At 70.1% G+C, this 18,273-nt stretch carries 17 protein-coding genes; 5 read left to right on the top strand and 12 right to left on the bottom strand.

Annotation, left to right across the window (positions count from 1 at the left end):
- Positions 1 to 2 precede the first annotated feature (2 nt).
- From EYA84_RS01600 to EYA84_RS01580, 5 genes are read right to left on the bottom strand one after another with little or no spacing between them, the layout of a single operon-like run.
- Positions 3 to 836, bottom strand: coding sequence for an amidohydrolase family protein (locus EYA84_RS01600; protein WP_131051184.1), 834 nt, complete (start codon positions 834 to 836; stop codon positions 3 to 5).
- A gap of 19 nt (positions 837 to 855) precedes the next feature.
- Positions 856 to 2,139, bottom strand: a complete 1,284-nt coding sequence (locus tag EYA84_RS01595) for an ABC transporter substrate-binding protein (RefSeq protein ID WP_161594880.1) — start codon at positions 2,137 to 2,139, stop codon at positions 856 to 858.
- Positions 2,123 to 3,346, bottom strand: coding sequence for a thiolase family protein (locus tag EYA84_RS01590; RefSeq protein ID WP_131051182.1), 1,224 nt, complete (start codon positions 3,344 to 3,346; stop codon positions 2,123 to 2,125). Before EYA84_RS01590 ends, EYA84_RS01595 begins: the two co-directional genes overlap by 17 nt.
- Positions 3,343 to 4,581 (bottom strand): CaiB/BaiF CoA-transferase family protein, encoded by a 1,239-nt coding sequence (locus EYA84_RS01585; protein WP_131051181.1) that lies wholly within the window; start codon positions 4,579 to 4,581, stop codon positions 3,343 to 3,345. Before EYA84_RS01585 ends, EYA84_RS01590 begins: the two co-directional genes overlap by 4 nt.
- Complete coding sequence (locus EYA84_RS01580; RefSeq protein WP_131051180.1) at positions 4,578 to 5,345, bottom strand: IclR family transcriptional regulator; 768 nt, start codon at positions 5,343 to 5,345, stop codon at positions 4,578 to 4,580. Before EYA84_RS01580 ends, EYA84_RS01585 begins: the two co-directional genes overlap by 4 nt.
- A 171-nt stretch (positions 5,346 to 5,516) precedes the next feature.
- On the opposite strand from EYA84_RS01580, the gene EYA84_RS01575 reads away from it, so the two are divergent.
- Together EYA84_RS01575 and EYA84_RS01570 are read left to right on the top strand one after the other, a co-directional pair.
- Complete coding sequence (locus EYA84_RS01575) at positions 5,517 to 6,689, top strand: acyl-CoA dehydrogenase family protein (RefSeq protein WP_131051179.1); 1,173 nt, start codon at positions 5,517 to 5,519, stop codon at positions 6,687 to 6,689.
- Between the two features lie 125 nt (positions 6,690 to 6,814).
- Positions 6,815 to 8,158, top strand: coding sequence for a sensor histidine kinase (locus EYA84_RS01570; protein ID WP_131051178.1), 1,344 nt, complete (start codon positions 6,815 to 6,817; stop codon positions 8,156 to 8,158).
- Positions 8,159 to 8,224: 66 nt separating this feature from the next.
- Here EYA84_RS01570 and EYA84_RS01565 read toward each other — a convergent pair whose 3' ends face one another.
- The 6 genes from EYA84_RS01565 to EYA84_RS01540 form a co-directional block, all read right to left on the bottom strand.
- On the bottom strand, positions 8,225 to 8,869 hold the full coding sequence (locus tag EYA84_RS01565) for a response regulator transcription factor (RefSeq protein ID WP_131051177.1): 645 nt from the start codon (positions 8,867 to 8,869) through the stop codon (positions 8,225 to 8,227).
- A 134-nt stretch (positions 8,870 to 9,003) separates the two neighbouring features.
- Positions 9,004 to 10,107, bottom strand: coding sequence for a glycosyl hydrolase 53 family protein (locus tag EYA84_RS01560; protein WP_131051176.1), 1,104 nt, complete (start codon positions 10,105 to 10,107; stop codon positions 9,004 to 9,006).
- A 185-nt stretch (positions 10,108 to 10,292) separates the two neighbouring features.
- On the bottom strand, positions 10,293 to 11,837 hold the full coding sequence (locus EYA84_RS01555; RefSeq protein ID WP_131051175.1) for an MFS transporter: 1,545 nt from the start codon (positions 11,835 to 11,837) through the stop codon (positions 10,293 to 10,295).
- Between the two features lie 199 nt (positions 11,838 to 12,036).
- The gene (locus EYA84_RS01550) at positions 12,037 to 12,570 is read right to left on the bottom strand and encodes a TetR/AcrR family transcriptional regulator (protein WP_131051174.1); all 534 of its coding nucleotides are present in this window, start codon (positions 12,568 to 12,570) and stop codon (positions 12,037 to 12,039) included.
- A 135-nt stretch (positions 12,571 to 12,705) separates the two neighbouring features.
- Positions 12,706 to 13,434, bottom strand: a complete 729-nt coding sequence (locus tag EYA84_RS01545; RefSeq protein WP_131051173.1) for a hypothetical protein — start codon at positions 13,432 to 13,434, stop codon at positions 12,706 to 12,708.
- A complete protein-coding gene (locus tag EYA84_RS01540) occupies positions 13,431 to 13,934 on the bottom strand; it encodes a SigE family RNA polymerase sigma factor (RefSeq protein ID WP_131051172.1) in 504 nt (167 codons plus the stop codon). Before EYA84_RS01540 ends, EYA84_RS01545 begins: the two co-directional genes overlap by 4 nt.
- Before the next feature lie 131 nt (positions 13,935 to 14,065).
- On the opposite strand from EYA84_RS01540, the gene EYA84_RS01535 reads away from it, so the two are divergent.
- Positions 14,066 to 14,881, top strand: coding sequence for a DUF3152 domain-containing protein (locus tag EYA84_RS01535; protein ID WP_236145546.1), 816 nt, complete (start codon positions 14,066 to 14,068; stop codon positions 14,879 to 14,881).
- A gap of 213 nt (positions 14,882 to 15,094) precedes the next feature.
- On the opposite strand, the gene EYA84_RS33265 is transcribed toward EYA84_RS01535, so the two are convergent.
- Positions 15,095 to 15,706 carry a CGNR zinc finger domain-containing protein gene (locus tag EYA84_RS33265; protein WP_131051171.1) on the bottom strand — a complete coding sequence of 204 codons (612 nt, stop codon included), beginning with the start codon at positions 15,704 to 15,706 and terminating at the stop codon, positions 15,095 to 15,097.
- Between the two features lie 85 nt (positions 15,707 to 15,791).
- Here EYA84_RS33265 and EYA84_RS01525 point away from each other — a divergent pair, with 85 nt between their 5' ends.
- Together EYA84_RS01525 and EYA84_RS01520 are read left to right on the top strand one after the other, a co-directional pair.
- Entirely contained in the window at positions 15,792 to 16,370 is a 579-nt protein-coding gene (locus tag EYA84_RS01525; RefSeq protein WP_131051170.1) for a hypothetical protein, read from the top strand.
- 261 nt (positions 16,371 to 16,631) lie between these two features.
- Entirely contained in the window at positions 16,632 to 18,269 is a 1,638-nt protein-coding gene (locus EYA84_RS01520; protein ID WP_131051169.1) for a triacylglycerol lipase, read from the top strand.
- Positions 18,270 to 18,273: the final 4 nt, after the last annotated feature.

The raw sequence follows: 18,273 nt of genomic DNA, 5'->3' as shown, positions 1-18,273 counted from the left end.
GGCTATCCCGCCGTCCGCGAGGGTGTGGACTCGGACGGGATGGTGATGCCGAGGATGCGGGCCAGGTTGCCGCCGAGGATCGCGGGCATGTCCTCCTCGGCGACACCGGACCATTTGGTGATCTTGTCGAGTTCCTGGCCGTAGGGGAGGTACGGGATGTCCGATCCCCACAGGACCTTGTGCGCGCCGACGATTCGGACCGCTTCGGAGATCCACCACGCCGGGTAGAACTCGGTGGTGTCCAGGTAGAGGTTGTCCAGCCGCTTGCCGAACGCGAACGCCTCGTGGTGGAACCCGTAGAGGCCCATGTGGCCGACGATGAAGTTGATGGTCGGGAAGTCCATCGCCAGGTCGGCCATCAGCGCCGGGGTGGCGGTCCAGACCTCGCCGCAGTGCGCGATGACCGCGAGTTCCCGCTCGGCGATCGTGTCCATCAGTGGCTTGACCAGCCGGGCGTCGTTGATGGGGTAGGCGCCGTCGAGCAGCGGGTGGAACTTCAGTCCCTTGACACCGGCGTCGGCCAGGTCGTTGATCAGGGCTATGTTGTGTTCCACGCCGTAGTTCGGGTTGATCCGGCCGAAGGCGATGATCCGGTCCGGGTGCTGCCGGCCCGCCTCGGCCAGCACCATGCTGGCCTTGGAGTAGTCCGAGATCGGGTTGGACGTCGGGAAGAAGCAGGCCATGTCGACGCCGGCTTCGTCCATGAACTCGATCGCCAGGTCGGGTCCGAACACCCCGGATCGGACGTCGGAGGTCTTGGCGACCAGCTGGCTCTCACCCACGTGGGCGTGCACGTCGACGATGAATGCGTCGGTGCCGTTCGGCAACGTGATCATGGGTTCGGGTCTCCTAAAGTCAGTTGCCCCAGGCAGGCAGTGGCAGGTCGATGGGCTGGGCGGTGGTGAACTCCTTGGGGTAGACCGTCACGAGCTTGCCGTCCTGCCACTGGGTGACAGTGGTCAGCGCCCGGGTGTTGAGGCCGGCGTTAGCCTCGTCGGTCGAGTACTTGATGCCGTAGCCCAGCAGGGTCGAGCCGAGCGGAAGGTCGAGGCTCTGCGCGGCGGCCCGGATGTCGTCGGTGGAGAGTGAGGCAGCCTTCGGCAGGACCTCGTTGAGCAGTACCCAGGTGCCGGAGAAGCCGAGGTCGGAGTTGGTGGAGAGCTTCTCCTCGCCGTACGCCTCGATGTAGCGCTTGCGGTATTCGTCGCGGACGGCCACCGCGTCCGGGGTCAGTGCGGAGTCCGGCAGCGAGGCCGACGCGGGGGTGTCGCCGACCAGGATGCCGTTGGTCTTCTCCTTGAAGGTGTTGAGGAAGGCGGGGTTGGAGACGCCACCGGTGACCAGGACGGCCTTGGGGGCGAAACCGGTCTGTGCGGCCTGCCGGAAGAACAGCACCGTGTCGTCGACCAGCAGGGCGCCGATCATCACGTCGACCCGCTGCTGGTTGAGCTTGAGCACCAGCGACGAGAAGTCCCGGGTCTGTGCCGCGTTGTAGCTCTCGTTGGCCACCACGTTCAGGCCGAGTTCCTCTGCCTTGGCGAGCGCGGCCGCTCCGATCGTCGCGCCGTACGCGCTGTCCTCGGCGACCACCGCGACCCGCAGCGCGCCGGGTGTGGTGTTCAGCGCCGGTGCCAGGAACTCGGCGACCGCGCTGGCCTGCATGGTGCCGATCGCGGTGCCGGTGGCGTTGTACTGGAAGACGTTCTTGAACCCGCGTTTGGTGATCTGGTCGGAGGTGGCGACGGTCTCCCAGTAGATCTTGCCGGCCCGCTCGGCCACCTGAGTGGCGGGCAGGCTCAGCGCGCTCGACTGGGTGCCGATGATGATCGGCACCCGCTGCTGGTTGATCAGGCGGGTCGCCTCGCTGGTGGCGGCGTTCGCGTCGGGCGCATCGGCCTGGGCGAACTCGATCTGACGGCCGTCGAGACCGCCGCGCTCGTTGAACATCTGTCGGGCGATCTCGGCGCCCTGGAAGGTCTCCGTGCCCAGCACCGCGTTGGGGCCGGTGAGCGGGAACAGCGCGCCCAGCCGGACCGGGCCGCTGTCATCGCCGTCGGCGGAGGAGTCGTCGCCGCACGCGGAGGTCGCGACGAGCCCGAGAATCACGAGGGGAATGAGGAATCTATTGCGGAAAGCCATTGCCGTTCTCCTTGTTCGACGGCGGGAACACCTCGAGGTAGATCGCATCGGCCTGGCCGACACCGCCGCAGATCGAGGCGATGGCCAGGCCACCGCCCCGTCGCCGCATCTCATGAATGAGGTGGACCACGATCCGGGCGCCGGACGCGCCCACCGGATGACCGATCGCCACCGCTCCCCCGTCCACGTTGGTCCGGGCACGCAGCCCGGCCACGTCCATCCCGTAGGTCTCCCCCAACTTGTGGGTGGTGACCAGCGCCGTGGCCGCGAACGCCTCGTTGACCTCCAGGAGGTCGACGTCGGCGAGCGTCGCTCCGGCGTTCTTCAGCACCAGCTCGATCGCATCGGCGGGCAGTGCCGCGGCGTACCGCGGATTGCCGGAGACCGAGGCGAAGCCGAGGATCCGCGCCAGCGGGCGCAGCTCCCGTTCGGCGGCCGTCCGTGGTGTCGCGAGCAGCACGGCCGCGGCGCCGTCGTTGAGGCCGGGCGCGTTGCCCGCGGTGACGGTCGGGCTGCCGTAGACCGTCTTGAGCTTGGCCAGATGCTCGGGGGTCACGGCGGGGCGCGGCGGCTCGTCCCGGTCGACGACGCTGCCGTCCGGCCGGGTCACCGGCAGCAGTTCCGCGTCGAAGCGGCCGGCCTCGTGGGCGGCACCCCACCGTCGCTGGCTCGTCAGCGCCCATTCGTCCTGGGCTTCGCGGCCGTATCCGAACTCCAGGCCGACCTCGCCGGTGTACCGGGCCACCGGGGCGCCGAGCACCGGGTTGCGGATGATCAACGGATCCTCGGCCACCACGTCGGCGGGGCGGTTGCCCCAGCGTCGGGGCAACTGGTGGGGCGTCGCGCTCATGTTCTCCATGCCGCCGGCCACGATCAGGTCGGTGAGGCCGGTCCGCAGTTGGGCGTCGGCGACGCCGATGGCGGTCATCGCCGAGCAGCAGGCCCGGTCGACGGTCAGCGACAGTGTCGATTCGGGAAGGCCGGCGAGCATGGCGGCGACCCGGGCGGCGGTCATCGGCGGGCCGGGTAGGCAGGTGCCGAGAACCACCGAGCCCACCTCGTCGGGGGCCACTGCGGCCCGTTCGGCGGCCGCCCCGACCACGAGCGCGCCGAGGTCGACCGTCGGCACGTCGCGGAGGCTGCCGCCGTACCGGCCGACCGGGGTGCGGACGGCGGAGACCACCAGGGTCGCGTCCTCGGATGTCATCCCACTACCCCCTGCTCGCGGAGTTCGGCGATGGTGCCGGTGTCGAGGCCGAGCAGCCCGGACAGGACGACGTCGGTGTCCTGTCCGAGCGTCGGTGCGGCCCGGTCGAATCCGGCCGGGGTGGCGGAGAAGGCCATCGGCAGCTCCGGCGCCGCGATCCCGTCGACGGGCCCGGCGAGCGGATGCTCGACCGGCCGCAGCACGCCACGGAAACGCACATGGGCGTCGTCGACGATCTGCAGGACCTCGAGCACCGGTGCGCACGGCACGCCGTGCTCCCGCAGTGTCTCGATCACGGTGTGTTGGGAGCGGGCGGATGTCCACTGCTCGACGAACGCGTCGACCTCCGCCGCCTCGGCCATCCGTTGTTCCTGTGCGGCGAAGAAACCGGAGGTGACCAGGTCGGCGCGGCCCATCGCGGTGAGCAGCGACCGCCAGTGTCCGTCGTTGCCGCAGGTGATGACGAGCCAGCCGTCGGCGGCCCGGTAACTGTTGAACGGGGTGAGGCGGGTGCGTTGGTTACCGGTGCGCACCGGGATCCCGCGTCGGGTGTAGAGGTCGGGCGCTTCGTCGAACACCGATGCCAGGAGTGCGTCCTGCATCGAGATGTCGAGCAGTTGTCCCTCTCCGGTGCGGTCCCGGTGCCGCAGCGCGGCGAGGATCGCGATGGTGGCGGTCAGTCCGGCGATCACGTCGCCGGAGGCGATTCCGGTGCGTAACGGCGGATCATCCGCTCTGCCGGTCAGCGACATCATCCCGGACAGCGCCTGCGCGACCAGGTCCATCGCGGGCAGGGCCGCGTTCGGGCCGGTCTGACCGAATCCGGATATCGAGCAGACCACCGCGCGGGGGTTGGCCGCCAACAGGGTTGCCGGCGCCAGCCCGAGGGCAGCCATCGTGCCCGGACGGAAGTTCTCCACCACGACGTCGGAGACCGCGAGGAGATCGAGGAAGGTCTGCCGACCGCGATCCTGCTTGAGGTCGATCGCGAGGCTGCGTTTGCCTCGGCCGCGTTTGAGCATGGACAGTGACATCTGGTCGCCGTCCGGGCGGCCGAAGCTGATCCCGTCGCTGCCGAGGTACGGCGGATTGCCGCGTGCCGGGTCGCCAGCGCCGGGACGCTCGATCTTCACCACCTCTGCGCCGAGCCCGGCGAGGTACATCGTGGACAGTGGGCCGGACAGGAAGATGGTGAGGTCGAGGACGCGGACCCCGTCCAGTGGGCGGGCCGTCATCGGCCGCCGCCCAGTGCTGCGGCGCAGGCCTGCGCGGTCCGGACGACGGCCTTGGCCAGTGCGGTGGTCTGCGCGGCGCGGATGCGTTCGGCCGGGCCGTAGACCGAGACGCACAAGGGCGGGCGGCCGGGCACCGCGATCGGTGCCGCGATGCCGATCGCGCCGGTCACCCGCTCACCGTGGCTGAACGCGTACCCGTCGGTGCGGGTACGGGCGATGCCGTCGAGCAGGTCGTCCTTGCCGACGATGGTGCGCCCGGTGACGGGCTTGAGGTCGACGTCGTCCAGGTACTGCTCGATCTCGCCGTCGGGGAACAGGGAGAGCAGCGCGCGTCCGGCCGCACCGGCGTAGAGCGGATACAGCTCCCCGATCGAGGTGGCGAACCGGAGGTCGTGCGGCGACTCGTACTGGAAGATCGTCATGCGTTGCCAGCCGACTGCCATGTGCAGGCAGACCGTCTCGCCGACCTCGGACCAGAGGTCGCTGAGCATCGGACGGGATTCGCCGACCAGGTCACTGCGTCGCGGATAGGTGGCGGCGAGTTCGAGGATCCCCTCGCCGATGGAGTAGCGGCCGGACGGCGAGTCGTAGTGCAGGAAACCGACGTGTTCGAGGGAGACCAGCAGCCGGTGCACCGCGCTCTTGCTGAGGGTGAGATCGGCGGCCAGGTCGCGGACGCTCTTGCCGCCCTGATGGGCGGCGCAGGCCCGTAGCACTGCCGCGACCCGGTCCACCGAGTCGAGCGTCTCGTCACCACGAACCATGATCGCTCCTGTCCCGCTGAACGGCCATCTGTCCCGTTGGGCGACACCATAGGCATCGGCTTTCGTACAAGTCAAGACACTGACCGTTAAAGATTCTCTGATAAAACAGCAGGTCACAGCGCTGTCGGCAAACTCTTGACCCGCCTGTGCAACATGGCGTACGAAAGGCCCATGCCGTTGCTCGAATCCGCAGTGGATCTGCTCGACCTACACCGGGGACTGGACGACGAGGCCGTCGCGATCCGCGACACCACGCGCCGGTTCGTCGACCGCGAGCTGCGCCCGCACCTCGCCGACTGGTACGAAGCCGGGGCGCTACCGGTCCGCGAGATCGCCCGGACTCTCGGAGGTCTCGGACTGCTCGGGATGCACCTGGAGGGCTACGGCTGCGCGGGGGCGACCGCCACCGCGTACGGCCTGGCCTGCCTCGAACTCGAGGCCGGCGACTCCGGCCTCCGCAGCCTCGTCTCGGTGCAGGGCTCGCTGGCGATGTACGCGATCCATCGCTACGGCGGCGAGGAGCAGAAGCAACGCTGGCTCCCGGCGATGGCGACCGGCGAGGCGATCGGTTGCTTCGGGCTGACCGAGCCCGACTTCGGCTCCAACCCCGCAGGCATGCGAACCCACGCCCGGCGCGACGGCGGTGACTGGGTCCTCGCCGGCACGAAGATGTGGATCACCAACGGTTCGGTGGCCGACGTAGCCGTGGTCTGGGCCCGCACCGACGACGGCATCCGGGGCTTCCTCGTGCCGGCCGGTACACCCGGCTTCACCGCACCGGAGATCACCCGCAAGCTCTCGCTGCGCGCCTCGGTCACCAGCGAGCTGATCCTGGACGACGTCCGGCTGCCCGCCGACGCGATGCTGCCGGACGCGGCGGGGCTGTCCGCGCCGCTCTCCTGCCTCAACGAGGCCCGGTTCGGCATCGTCTTCGGTGCCGTCGGCGCGGCCCGCGACTGTCTGGACACCGCGATCGCGTACGCCCGGGAGCGGGAGATCTTCGACCGCAAGCTCGCGGCCTTCCAGGCCACGCAGCTCAAGCTCGCCGACATGGGCGTGGAACTGGGCAAGGCGATGCTGCTGGCACTGCACCTTGCCACGCTCAAGACGCAGGGGTTGCTGCAACCGCACCAGATCAGCGCCGGCAAGCTCAACAACGTCCGCGAGGCGATCCGGATCGCCCGCGAGTCCCGGACGGTGCTCGGCGCGAACGGGATCAGCCTGGAGTATCCGGTGCTGCGGCACGCCAACAACCTGGAGTCGGTGCTCACCTACGAGGGCACGTCGGAGGTGCACCAACTGGTCATCGGTCAGGCGCTCACCGGTACCGCCGCGTTCCGTTGACCAGTCCCACCCTCCGGCACGGTCGGTACCGGACGCGGCGTCGACCGTGCGGGTAGGGCACGCCCCGTTCGAAGGTGGACTCAAGTCCACTTCGCCCGCGCCGGGACGGACGAATAATCAACCCCATGACGACTCATCCGGTGTATTCGTTCGCTGCCCGTCGGCGGTTGCTGGGCTGGGCGTGCGTCCTGATCGGACTGGCGTTCGCCGAGGTGCTGGTGCTGGCCTGGGTGCTGACCACCCTGACGCTCGCCGCGCTGTGGGTCACTCTGCCGCTGTTCACCGGTGCGGTCCTCGCCGCTCGGGCGATGGCCGACAGCCGGCGCCTCCTCGTGCATCGGGAGCTGGGAATCACCGTCGGGCGGCAGTACCGTCCGCTGCCCTCCGCCGGGTGGTGGGCCCGATTCAGCACGGTGTTACGCGATCCAGCGACCTGGCGCGACACCCGCTGGCTGTTCGTGGACACGACCGCCGGGGTGGCGTTGTTGACGGTGCCGGTCGCGGCCTTCCTCGCCGGCGTGCTCGGTCTGCTCCTACCGCTGGTGTGGAGCACGCTGCCCGCCGGTGCGAGTCTCGACTTTCCGTTCGGCACGACGATCCACGACACTCGCAGTGCCGCCGCCAACGGCATCCCGTGGGGGATCTTCTATCTGTGGTTCTGCTGGCTGATCACCCCGGTGATCATGCGCTGGTACGGCGAACTGACAGCCGTCATGTTGCGCCCCGGCCCACGGGCCCTGCTCGCCGAGCGCGTCGACCAGCTCACCACGACCCGCACCCAGACCGTCGACGCCCAGGCGCAGGAACTGCGGCGGATCGAACGCGACCTGCACGACGGCACGCAGGCACATCTGGTCGCACTCGGCATGAGCCTCGGCATGGTGGAGAACCTGATCGGCGACGATCCGACCGTACGACCGCTGCTGGCCGAGGCCCGGACGCACAACGCGCAGGCGATCGCGGAGCTCCGCGCGCTGATCAAGGGCATCCGGCCGCCGGTGCTCAGCGACCGGGGCCTGGTCGGTGCCGTGGAGTCCCTGGCGATCCGGATGCCCCTGCAGATCGACGTCGACATCGACCATGCGGGCCGGCTCAGCGACTCGGTCGAGGCGGCTGCCTACTTCACGATCTCCGAGGCGCTGGCCAACACGGTGAAGCACAGCGGCGCACGCCGGGCATGGGTACATGGCCGCCGGAAGCACGACCGGCTGCTCCTGGAGGTCGGTGACGACGGCCGGGGCGGCGCGGTGTTCGTGCCGGGGGGCGGTCTGGAGGGCGTACGGCAGCGCCTGGCCGCGTTCGACGGCACGCTGGAGATCGGCGGACCGGCCACCGGTGGGACGATACTGACGATCGCGCTGCCCACCGCCGGCGCGTCCGTCGTCGCGGATCCGCTGCCCGGCGAAGCCGATGCCGAGCTCTCGACGCCGACGGGCCTCGACAGCCCGGTGGGCGGCGCCGAGCGGTAGCTCCGGGTCCGGCCCGCACGTCGACCACCCCGGGCCGGCGCTCCGGGTGGTCCGTGTGCCGCTCCGTCAGCTGTCGAGATAGGCGAGCACGGCGAGCACCCGTCGGTTGTCGCTGGTCGAGAGGTACAACCCCAGTTTGGTGAAGATGCTACTGACGTGCTTGACCACTGCCTTCTCGGAGACGAACATCCGGGCGGCGATGGCACCGTTGGACCGGCCTTCGGCCATCAGCGCGAGAACGTCCCGCTCCCGTGGGCTCAACGACTCGAGGGACCGTCCCCGTGCCCGGCCGGCGAGTAGCTCGGCGATGACCTCCGGATCCATCACGGTGCCGCCCGCGGCCACCCGCCGGACGGACTCGATGAACTGAGCGACGTCGAGTACCCGGTCCTTGAGCAGATAGCCGACCGCGCCCGCGCCGTCAACGAGAAGCTCACGCGCGTAGAGCGGCTCGACGAACTGCGAGAGCACGAGCACCGGCAGCCGAGGCACCACCGCACGGGCCTCGATGGCCGCCCGCAACCCGTCGTCGGTGTGGTGCGGTGGCATCCGGACATCGACGACGGCGACGTCGGGCCGCTGCTCGATCAGTGCCGTTCTCAGATCGGGCCCGTTGTTCACGGCGGCGACGACGTCGAAGCCGGAGGCCGTCAGCAACCGGTGGAGACCGTCCCGCAGCAGGGCAAGGTCCTCCGCCAGTACGACCCGCACGCCTGCACCCCGTCATCGGTGGAAATCGGTCGGCGCATCTTCGCACACATCGGGTGCTCGCGGATGTTCCATCGGCCGATCGTCGGGAGTGGACAGACTGCGGTCGGCTCAACCGCCGGACCAGGGGTGGCGGGTCACGGGGTCCAGACCACGTGCGGGTTGACGCGTCCGCTCCAGTCGAAGACGGCCATGTTGTCCCAGCCGTTGCCGCTGCCGTTGATGTCCGCCGGGTCCCAGCCGTTGCCCCGGATCGCGTACCAGGTCGGCTCCCAGTAGAAGACGCCGACGCCGCCGGCGTTGCGCACGGTGTTCTGGACCCAGCTGAACTGTTGTGCCTGCCCGGCCCAGGTGGCCGGGATGTTGTCGCACAGCACGGTGCCGGGGATCGCGTTCCCCTGGTGGTCGGCGTTCGCCGTGGTGAACTGGTACGCGGTCTCGGCGAGCACCACCGGCTTGCCGTAGCGGGACTTCACGTCGGCGATCACGTTGTACAGGTTCGCCAGCGAACCGTGCCACATGCAGTAGTAGGACAGTGCGGTGACGTCCCAGGTGACGCCCTGGGACCGGATGCCGTCGTAGAACCAGCGGGCGTTGGCGAGGCTGTCGGCGTTGGCGGTGTGGATCCACACCTGGGTGCCGCCGTTGCACGCCTTGGTGGCGCGGTGGCCCTGCTTGAGCAGGCTGGCCAGCGGGGCGAAGTCGTCGTTGACGACCCGACCGGTCGGCCACAGCATGCCCACGTTGATCTCGTTGCCGATCTGCACCGCGTCCGGGGTGGTGCCCTGTGCCTTCAGGGCGCTGCACACGTCGTGGGTGTAGGTGTAGACGTCGTTCTGCAACTGGCTCAGGGAGTGGGTGGCCCAGGCCGCGGGCGGATACTGCTTGCCCGGGTCGGCCCAGGTGTCCGAGTAGTGAAAGTCGATCAGGAGTTTGAAGCCCTTCGCCTTGATCGTCCTGGCCTGCTGGAGCACCTTCGCCTTGTTGTTGTAGCCGCTGACCGGGTTGTTCCAGACGCGTAGCCGCAGGTAGTTGACGCCTTTGGCGGCGAGGATGTCGTAGGGGTCGGCCTGAGCGCCGGAGGCGTTGTAGTAGCGCGCCCCGAGGTCGAGGCTGCGTTGCAGGGACGAGACGTCGGCGCCGCGCATGGTGAGGGTGGTGGCCGCCTGCGCGGGGGCGGTCAGGGCCAGCGGGGCGGCGAGGACGACCACCGCCAGGGCGGCCCGGAGGGACCGTTTCATGGCGCTCCTTCACGGGGAGGATGCGATGCCCGCCGGGGAGCGGGCACGTCCGGCGGGGCTGCCGGACGGTTCGGGGACCAGGTGAGGTGGTGGGTACGCCGACCGTGGTCAGAGGCGCATCCAGTGTGGCAGCCAGCCCGCCGGGTGTCGACGCACATCGATGAGTTGGTGGTGGGCGGCACGGGTCAGTGCTCGTGCTCCGCGGCGAGGTCCGCATTCGCGGCCGCACCTCGAAGGGTGACGAGGGACCAGATCGCGGCGAGGACCATGATCCCTGCGCCGATCGCGCCGGTGACGGCGATCGCGTCGGTGAACGCGGTCGTCGCGACATCGAGGATCGAGGCTCCGGTGCCGCTGTCGACCTCGTCGGCGACCAGCAGGGCCTCGGCCATCGTCGAGGATGCCCGTTCGGCCAGGGACTCCGGCAGGTGCAGCGTCTCGGTTCCGGCGGTGAAGGCCCTGGTGTACCAGGCGACAAGCATCCCGCCCAGGACGGCGGTGCCCAGCGTCGTGCCGATCTCGTAGGCGGTCTCCGAGGTCGCGGCGGCCTGACCGGCTCGTTCGGGCTTGACGGAGCTCATGATGATGTCGTTGCTCAGGGTCAGGCCGATGCCCGCGCCGAGCGAGACCAGCGCGAGGGCGGTCGCGACCAGGGCCGGGCTCGACGTCGGCGCCAGGAACGTGGTCAACCCGAAGCCGGCGGCGGCGACCAGGAGGCCGGCCGCGATGACGTACGCGGGCAGGACGCGCTTGACCAGGGTCGCCGCGACGAATCCGGCGGTGCCGGCGAGAACCGCCTGAGGTATGAGCCAGACGGAGGCCTGGAGCGGGTTGAGGCCGAGCACGAGTTGGAGGTGCTGGATGAGGGCGACCAGCGCGCCGACCATCGCGAAAATCGACAGCAGGTCTCCGATCACGGCGCCCCGGAAGTGCCGCACCGTGAACAGCCGGACCTCCATGAGCGGCGTCGGCAGGGTGAGTTGCCTGCGGACGAAGTGGGCGACCGCGATCAGGCCGACGACGAGGGCCGTCACCGCGAGACCGGTGTCCTTGCCACCGGCCAGGGTCTTGAGGGCGTAGACCACACCGATCATGCCCACCAGGGAGAGCACGACACTGAGCAGGTCGATCCGGTGCAGCTCGGGGTTGCGGCTCTCGGGCAGCAGCAGCGGACCGACGATCACGAGAAGCAGCATCACGGGGATGTTCATCAGGAACGCGGCCTGCCAGCTGAATGCCTCGATGACCCAGCCACCGAGGATCGGCCCGACCGCCGCGCCCACCGACGCCATCGCGCCCCACACGGCCATCGCGTAGCGGCGCTGCTGCCGGTCGAGGAACATGTTGCGCACCAGGGACAGCGTCGAGGGCATCATGATCGCTCCGCCGACGCCCAGGAGGGCCCGGGCGCCGATCAGCATCCACGGCGAGGTGGCCAGCGCGCCGGCCACGGAGGCGATCGCGAAGACGACTGCGCCGATGAGCAGGTTACGTCGTCGACCGAAGCGGTCGCCCACGGTGCTCATCGCCACGAGCAGGCCGGCGAGAACGAGCGAGTAGATGTCGATCATCCACAGCTGCTCGATGCCGGTGGGGCTCAGCTCAGCGGAGATCGCCGGTAGGCCCAGGATCAGGACGGTGCCGTCGATCGTGATCAGCAGCAGGGGCAGGACGAGGACGGCGAGACCGATCCAGGTTCTGGCGGTGGCCTTGGGAGGGGCGTCATTCATCGAGACTCCTGTCGGCAGTCGGCGGGGCGGCGACGTCGCCAAGCTACCGTCCAGATGGTCGGTTAGACAACACAGTCGGTTTGTTGTGGCGGACGAGCGTGCCGCCACACTCCTTCGGACGGGCCCTACCAGGACCCCGGCACGCAAAAGGGCCTGCTGTGCCGAACGGCACAGCAGGCCCCAAAGGCCGCAGGAGAGGTCAGATGGGCGCGGGGAAGGTGCCGTCCGTAGCGAGGTCGAGCAGGAGCCGGCGCGCGGTCGCGATGCTCGCCTCGTCCTCCTCCCCGTGCAGGACCGCGATGGCGACCCCCTCGGCGGCGCGACGCACGAGCTGGACGCGCTCGGCACTCAGCCCGTCGGCGGCGAGCTGCTCGCTCCACCACTCACTGCGCTCCCGCACCACAGCGGCAATCCCGGGGACCGCGTACAGGCCGCTCCAGATCGGCACCGACGCGACGTCGCGCGCCGCCACGACGTCGGTGCTTCCCGCGCAGAGGGCGCGAACGTAGGCGCGGAGCATCTTGCCGGGGTAGTTCTCCGACAGGTCGAGATGGCTGAGGACCGCCTCCTGGAAGCGTTCGTACGCATCCTCCACCACGGCCATCACGAGCTGCTCCCGGCTGCCGAAGTGGTGGATCAAGCCGCTCTTCGACACCCCGGCGGCGGTGGCGACCTGGGCCAGGGTGATGCCGTCGCCTCTCTCCAGGATCATCGGGGTGGCCGCATCGAGCACGGCACGCCGAGTGCGCTCCGCGTTTCGCGTCTGCCGCCCCTCAGTCACCGGCGCACCCACCCTCGACTCCGCTACGGACCATTTGGTCGACACTACAACGCAAGCGGACAGATGAGGGCGTCGGCGTGAACGTGCTCAGAGCTCCCGGTTCCGCGCATCCCAGGCGCGGATGCCGTCCAAGCGCTGCCCCGGCCGGAGTGCCTGCGGAGGGAACCAGAAGATCACCACATCGGTGTCCGCACTCCAACGAGCCAACCGCGCCGTGACCGTCTGGCCGCCGACCGTGCCGACGATCCCTGCGGCGGGCCCGACGAAGTATCCGAAGGTGGGCACTGGGTCGTCCGGCAGCACCTCACCCGACGGCTCGTACCCGATCTGGTGGAAACCGGGCCGGCGGTCGGCACCCTCGACGTCGTTGACCAGGAAGTCCAAGGTCAATTGCTGGGTGGGGGTACGCCGTCCGGCGGCCAACCCGATCGTCACCCCGGGCGCGCGGGGCACGCTGACCGGGACGACGTAGAACACCCGCTCCTCGTCGCCATACCAGATGCCGGTCCGCACGACGTCGCCGATCACCGGTGGGGGTGTCGCGACGCCGGTGGGTGTCTGCTCAGTCGATGCGGTGGCGGTCGCGGTGGGTGCCGGGTCCGGTGGCGCGGCCGGTTCCGGGGGGCGAGGTCGGTCCCACGCGACCGCGACGCCGACGACCAGCACGATCGCGAGCACGATGGTGCCACCCTGGACCGCCCAGCGGCGACGGCGCAGCCGACGGCCGTCGCGCATGATGGTCTCGACGTCGAACCGGCTCCACTCGGCCTGTTCCGTCGCCTGCATCGCCGCACGGAGGCGGTCTGCCTCGGTCATCGATCCCCTCCCCGCGTGTCCGGAAACTCGACAAGGGTCTGACGCAGCTTCTCCAGCGCACGGGAACTCGTGCTCTTCACCGTGCCCACCGAGACCTCCAGCTCGCGGGCCACCTGCAGTTCCGGCAGGTCGAAGAAGTAGCGCAACACCACGATCGCCCGTTCACGAGCAGTGAGCGTGCCGAGAGCGTGCTGCAACGTCCGTCTGGCGGCGACCTCGTCCGCGACGTCATCCCGATGCCGGTGCGGCACCTCGTCGGTGGGATGCTCCCGGATCGGACGCCGCCAACCGTCCACGATGTAGTTGGTCATCACCCGTCGGGTGTAGGCGTAGGGGTCGTCGCGTCTGACTCTCGACCAGGAGGCGTACGTCCGGACCAGAGCGGCCTGCGCGGCGTCCTCGGCCTGGTGATGGTCGCCGGTCATCAGGTACGCGGCGTGTGCCAGCCGTCCCGATGCCGCCCGGACGAACTCGACGAACTCCGCGTCACCCCTGGCCATGCTGCCTCACGACGTCTCTGACGGGCAGCACCGCGAAAAGGTTGAGCCGCCAACGGATCAACTTTCCGGAATCGTCGGCCGTCCTTCTCCCACCTGCCACGACCAGCGGCAGGCCCCATGGACGGAGGACCATGAGCTCGTTCGACACCGGGATGCGGACCGCCCGGAATGCGTTTCCGCCGTTGGTCGTACCGCTGATCGCCGTGCTGCTGGCCGGATGTGCCCCGACCGCCGACGCGGACGCGCGGGCCGCCGAACCCCCCGGACCGACGGTGACCGCCGCACCGACGGTGACCGCCGATCCCCTCGCGCAACCGCCTCCGCCGCCGGTCGGCTATCCGGCGACGGGCGACAACACGTGGGACATCGCGCCCGGCGAGCCGGGCTCGGGGCGGCGGGGCGCCGGGCAGTTACTGCGCTACCAGGTCGCGATGGAGCGCGGCATCCGGGGCATTCCGCTTGTTGAGTTCGCCGACCAGGTCACCGAGGCCCTCGCCCACCCGCAGGGCTGGACCGCCGGCGGACAGTGGCAACTGCGCCGGGTCGGCCCCGGCCGCCGGCCCGACTTCACCATCTACCTGGCCACCCCGGTCACCCGGGACGTGCTGTGCCAGGACACGCCGGACGGCTACACCTCCTGCCGCAACGGCGATCGGGTCGTCCTCAACGTCGCCCGGTGGGCCAAAGGAGCACCCGGCTTCGGCAAGGACATCGACCGCTACCGCCAGTACGTGGTCAACCACGAGGTCGGTCACCGCCTCGGCATGGGCCACGAACTGTGCCCGGGACGCGGCCGACCGGCTCCGGTGATGCAGCAGCAGACACTGGGGTTGCACGGCTGCACCGCCAACGGCCTGCCGTACGTCGACGGCAGGCGTCACTCCGGCCCGCCCGGGGCCTACGACGATCGGATCCCGCCCCGCGACCGGGGCATGCCGAGCGACTGAGGCACACCGCTACCGTCAGACCCATCCGTCCCACCTCGGAACGGACTGCGGCAAGCCTGATCGACCGACCACGGTCGCGGCAGGACCGTCACACCGGTGCAGCCCGTCCGGAGGCTGTTGGTGGGTCGGGATGTGATTCTGCGGCACGTGCTCACGCTGTCGACGGCGTGGACACGTGCCGGCCTCTTCACCGTCGGGCTCGTCAGGGCGGGGTCAGTGTGGTTGTCGGCGGGCGGCCCAGGCCCGGACCTTGGAGCGGTTGCCGCAGGTGGCCATGCTGCACCAGCGGCGTCGGCCCCGGGGGTCGAGGAAGAGCCATCCGCAGTCGTCGGCGGGGCAGGCGCGTACCTCGGTGCGGGCGGGGGTGGTGAGCAGGTCGGCGGCGGCGCGGGCACCGGCCAGGAGCGGGAGTCGCAGGCCGAGGTCGTCGGGGAGTGACCAGTGGGCGAGCCCGGTGCGGTCGGTCTCCAGGGTCGCGGCGGCGGCGGCGCGTCGTGCCTCTTCGGCGACGTGCCGGAACGCGTCGGTGTCGTGCGGGTCGAGCAGGACGTCGTGCAGCGCGGTACGCAGTTGGCGAGTCGCCGCGAGCACCTCGTGGGCGGCGGTGGGGTCGCGGCGGCCCTGCTCGCGGAGTCGGGCGACGCTGGTCGGGGTGAGGAGCCTGACGTGCCCGGTCCATACCGCGAGGCGGTCGAAGTCGCGCAGCCATTCGCGTTCCGGGCTGGGTGGAGCGGCCCAGCCGGCCCAGGTGTTGCAGAGTTCGAGGGCGGGATGCCCGCCGATCGGGATGGGCATCGGATAGCCCTCGACGTTCACCCAGTGCATCCCGACAGTGTGCCTTGACTCCGCCCACCTAACCAGTAGTCTCATTAACACCGGTTAATACTTGAGAACTGGTTAGGTGGATGACATGCACCTGGCAAGGACAGTGCTCGCCGCCCTCACGGCCACGGCCCTGCTGCTCGCTCCCGCCGGCCCGGTGGCCGCTCGGGGCACCGGCACACCGCCGACGGCATCGGATCGTCAGGCCGGACGCGGCCTTCACCCCGAGCCCTGGCGCCCCTACGTCCAGCAGGAATGGACCGGCCCGGCCGGCCGTTACTGCTCGTTCCCGCTCGGCGTCCGCGTCGTCTCGCAGGACATCCGGGTCCGGGTGCTCGCCCGGTATCCCGACGGCACCGTCAAACATGAGGAGTTCGCGGGACCGCTGACCGTGGACTTCGTCAACACCGACACCGGGCAGGCCGTACGCCGGGACGCGGGTGGCTCCGGGCTGCTGGAGTACCGGCCGGACGGCGGCTGGCTGCGTTACACCATCGTCGGGCCGGCCGGGTTCGGGTTCCGGCCGGGCGATCTCCACCCGCGTGGCTACTACATTCTCGACGGCCTGCACGTCATCTCGATCGACGCGACCGGCACCCGTGGACTGGCACTCGCCGTCGGCCGGCAGGAGAACGTCTGCGTCGCCCTCGGCGACGCGGCGAACTGAGCGTGCGACGCGGCCCGGCCGCGCGTCCGACGCAGAGGCGGGTGGCAAAGGTCAGCCGGCGGCCGGGTCACGCGTGTCGGCGGGTACGAACAGCGGCGCAGCACGGTGAGCACGTCGATCTGGTGGGCCACGGACAGACGGCCCGGCTACGCCGTTTGCGCCGCTCGCGACGACCAGCCAGCGCATCATGAAGACCTCGGCACCGGCGGCGACGGCGATCCACCCCGTCGGTGCAGGACGGGGCGACGGTGAGGAGGCGGGGTGCTGGCGGCGGACCGCAGACTGGCTGCGCTGCTGCTGCTCACCTCGGTGTCCCCGACCATCGAGGCCGCCGTCGTGGTCTCACTGGGATTCGTCGCGGCGCAGGGTCTGGCGCCGCAGACGGCGGCGGTGTGGCCGTACGACACCTACCACGACCTGCGATGGCTGTACGTCTACCACGACTCCTGGCCCTCGTTCGCGCTCTGGCTCGGCATGCTGGTGGTGGCTCGGGGTCTGTTCCACACGCTGCTGGTGGTGTTGGCGTGGCCGGGCGAGGTGCCACGACCGCCGGTGCGGTGGCTGCTGCGACGCAATCTCGGGCTCGCCGCGCTGGTGGCGGTCTTCGTCGCGCCGTGGGCGCTGATCTCGGTGGCCGCGTCGGTGGTGGCGCTGTCCTGGGTGTTGCTGGCCTCGGTGGTGCCGATGTTCCTGCTGGCGCCGTTCCTGCAACGGGCTGCGGTGCTGGCGCCGTGGTGGCGGGGGCTGCCGTCGATCTCGCTGGTGGGCTGGTCACTGCTGAACTTCGTGGTGCTGACCATGGCCGGCGCGTTGTGTTGGAGTCTGCCGGGATGGTGGACGGTGCCGGTGGCCACCGTGGCAGGGGTGGTCAACGGGCTGTTGTGGAACCGGATCATCCGTACCGCGCTGATCAATCCGTCGACGCGGTGGGCGTGGGTGCCGGCGACCCCCGTCGCGGTGGTGCTGGCCCTCGCGGTGCCGATGCTCATCCCGGTGCTGGTCGACGCCGTACCGGGCAAGGACCTGCGGGCCGAGGCGGTGGTCCTGGACCACCCGCTGCCACCCGACGTGCCGCAGGCGGTCATCGTCCTGGCCGGTTACGGCTCGTCCTACGGGGGCGAGCAGCCTCCCGACGAGCGGGTCGAACGCTTCTCCTACCGAGGGCTGAGCTCGCACGGCGCTCCCCTGCCCTACGGATCGCGCGACACCGCGATCTCGGTGGCCGACAGTGTCCGACTGCTCGACGAGCAGGTGCGACGGCTGCACCAGCGCACCGGACGACCGATCGCCCTCATCGGCGAGAGCGAGGGCGCCATGGTCGCCCGCAGCTACCTGCAGCAGGGGGCGCATCCCGCCGTCGACACCCTGGCCATGTTCAGCCCCCTGATCAACGCGGGACGCGCCTACTACCCGCCGCCGCACGAGAACCGGGGTTTCGGCGTGGCCACCGGGTGGCAACTGCGGCTGGTGTTCGGCGCGATGCGTCTGGTCGGTGGCCCGCACACCGGTCCCGACGAACCGTTCATCCGGTCCCTGGTCGACGACGCGCCGTTCTATCGCAACCAACTCATGTGCCCCGTACCCGGGATCCGGATGGTGGCCTTCATCCCCACCACCACCGCCGCCGAGGCGCCACCGGGCGAGTACAGCCGCATCCCCGTCTTCGAGATGCCGGGCGTGCACGGTGGCCTCCTCAACCGAAGCCTGGTCGCTGACCGGCTGCTCGCCTTCCTCTCCGGCGAACCGATCCGGCACGAACGCGACGAGTACCCCCTGCTGCAGCGTCTCGGTGCGGCCTGGCAGGCGCCTCCGCTGCCGATCGCCGCGAATCCCGCCTGGTCCCGCTTCCAGCAACCCGACCCCGCCTTCACCGGAAAGGTGTGCCAGCCGACCGGCTGATCCG

Source organism: Verrucosispora sp. SN26_14.1 (genome assembly GCF_004307965.1).
Taxonomy (GTDB): Bacteria; Actinomycetota; Actinomycetes; order Mycobacteriales; family Micromonosporaceae; genus Micromonospora.
Note: the sequence above shows the minus strand (reverse complement) of the source record. Positions and strands in the feature narration are given on the sequence as shown.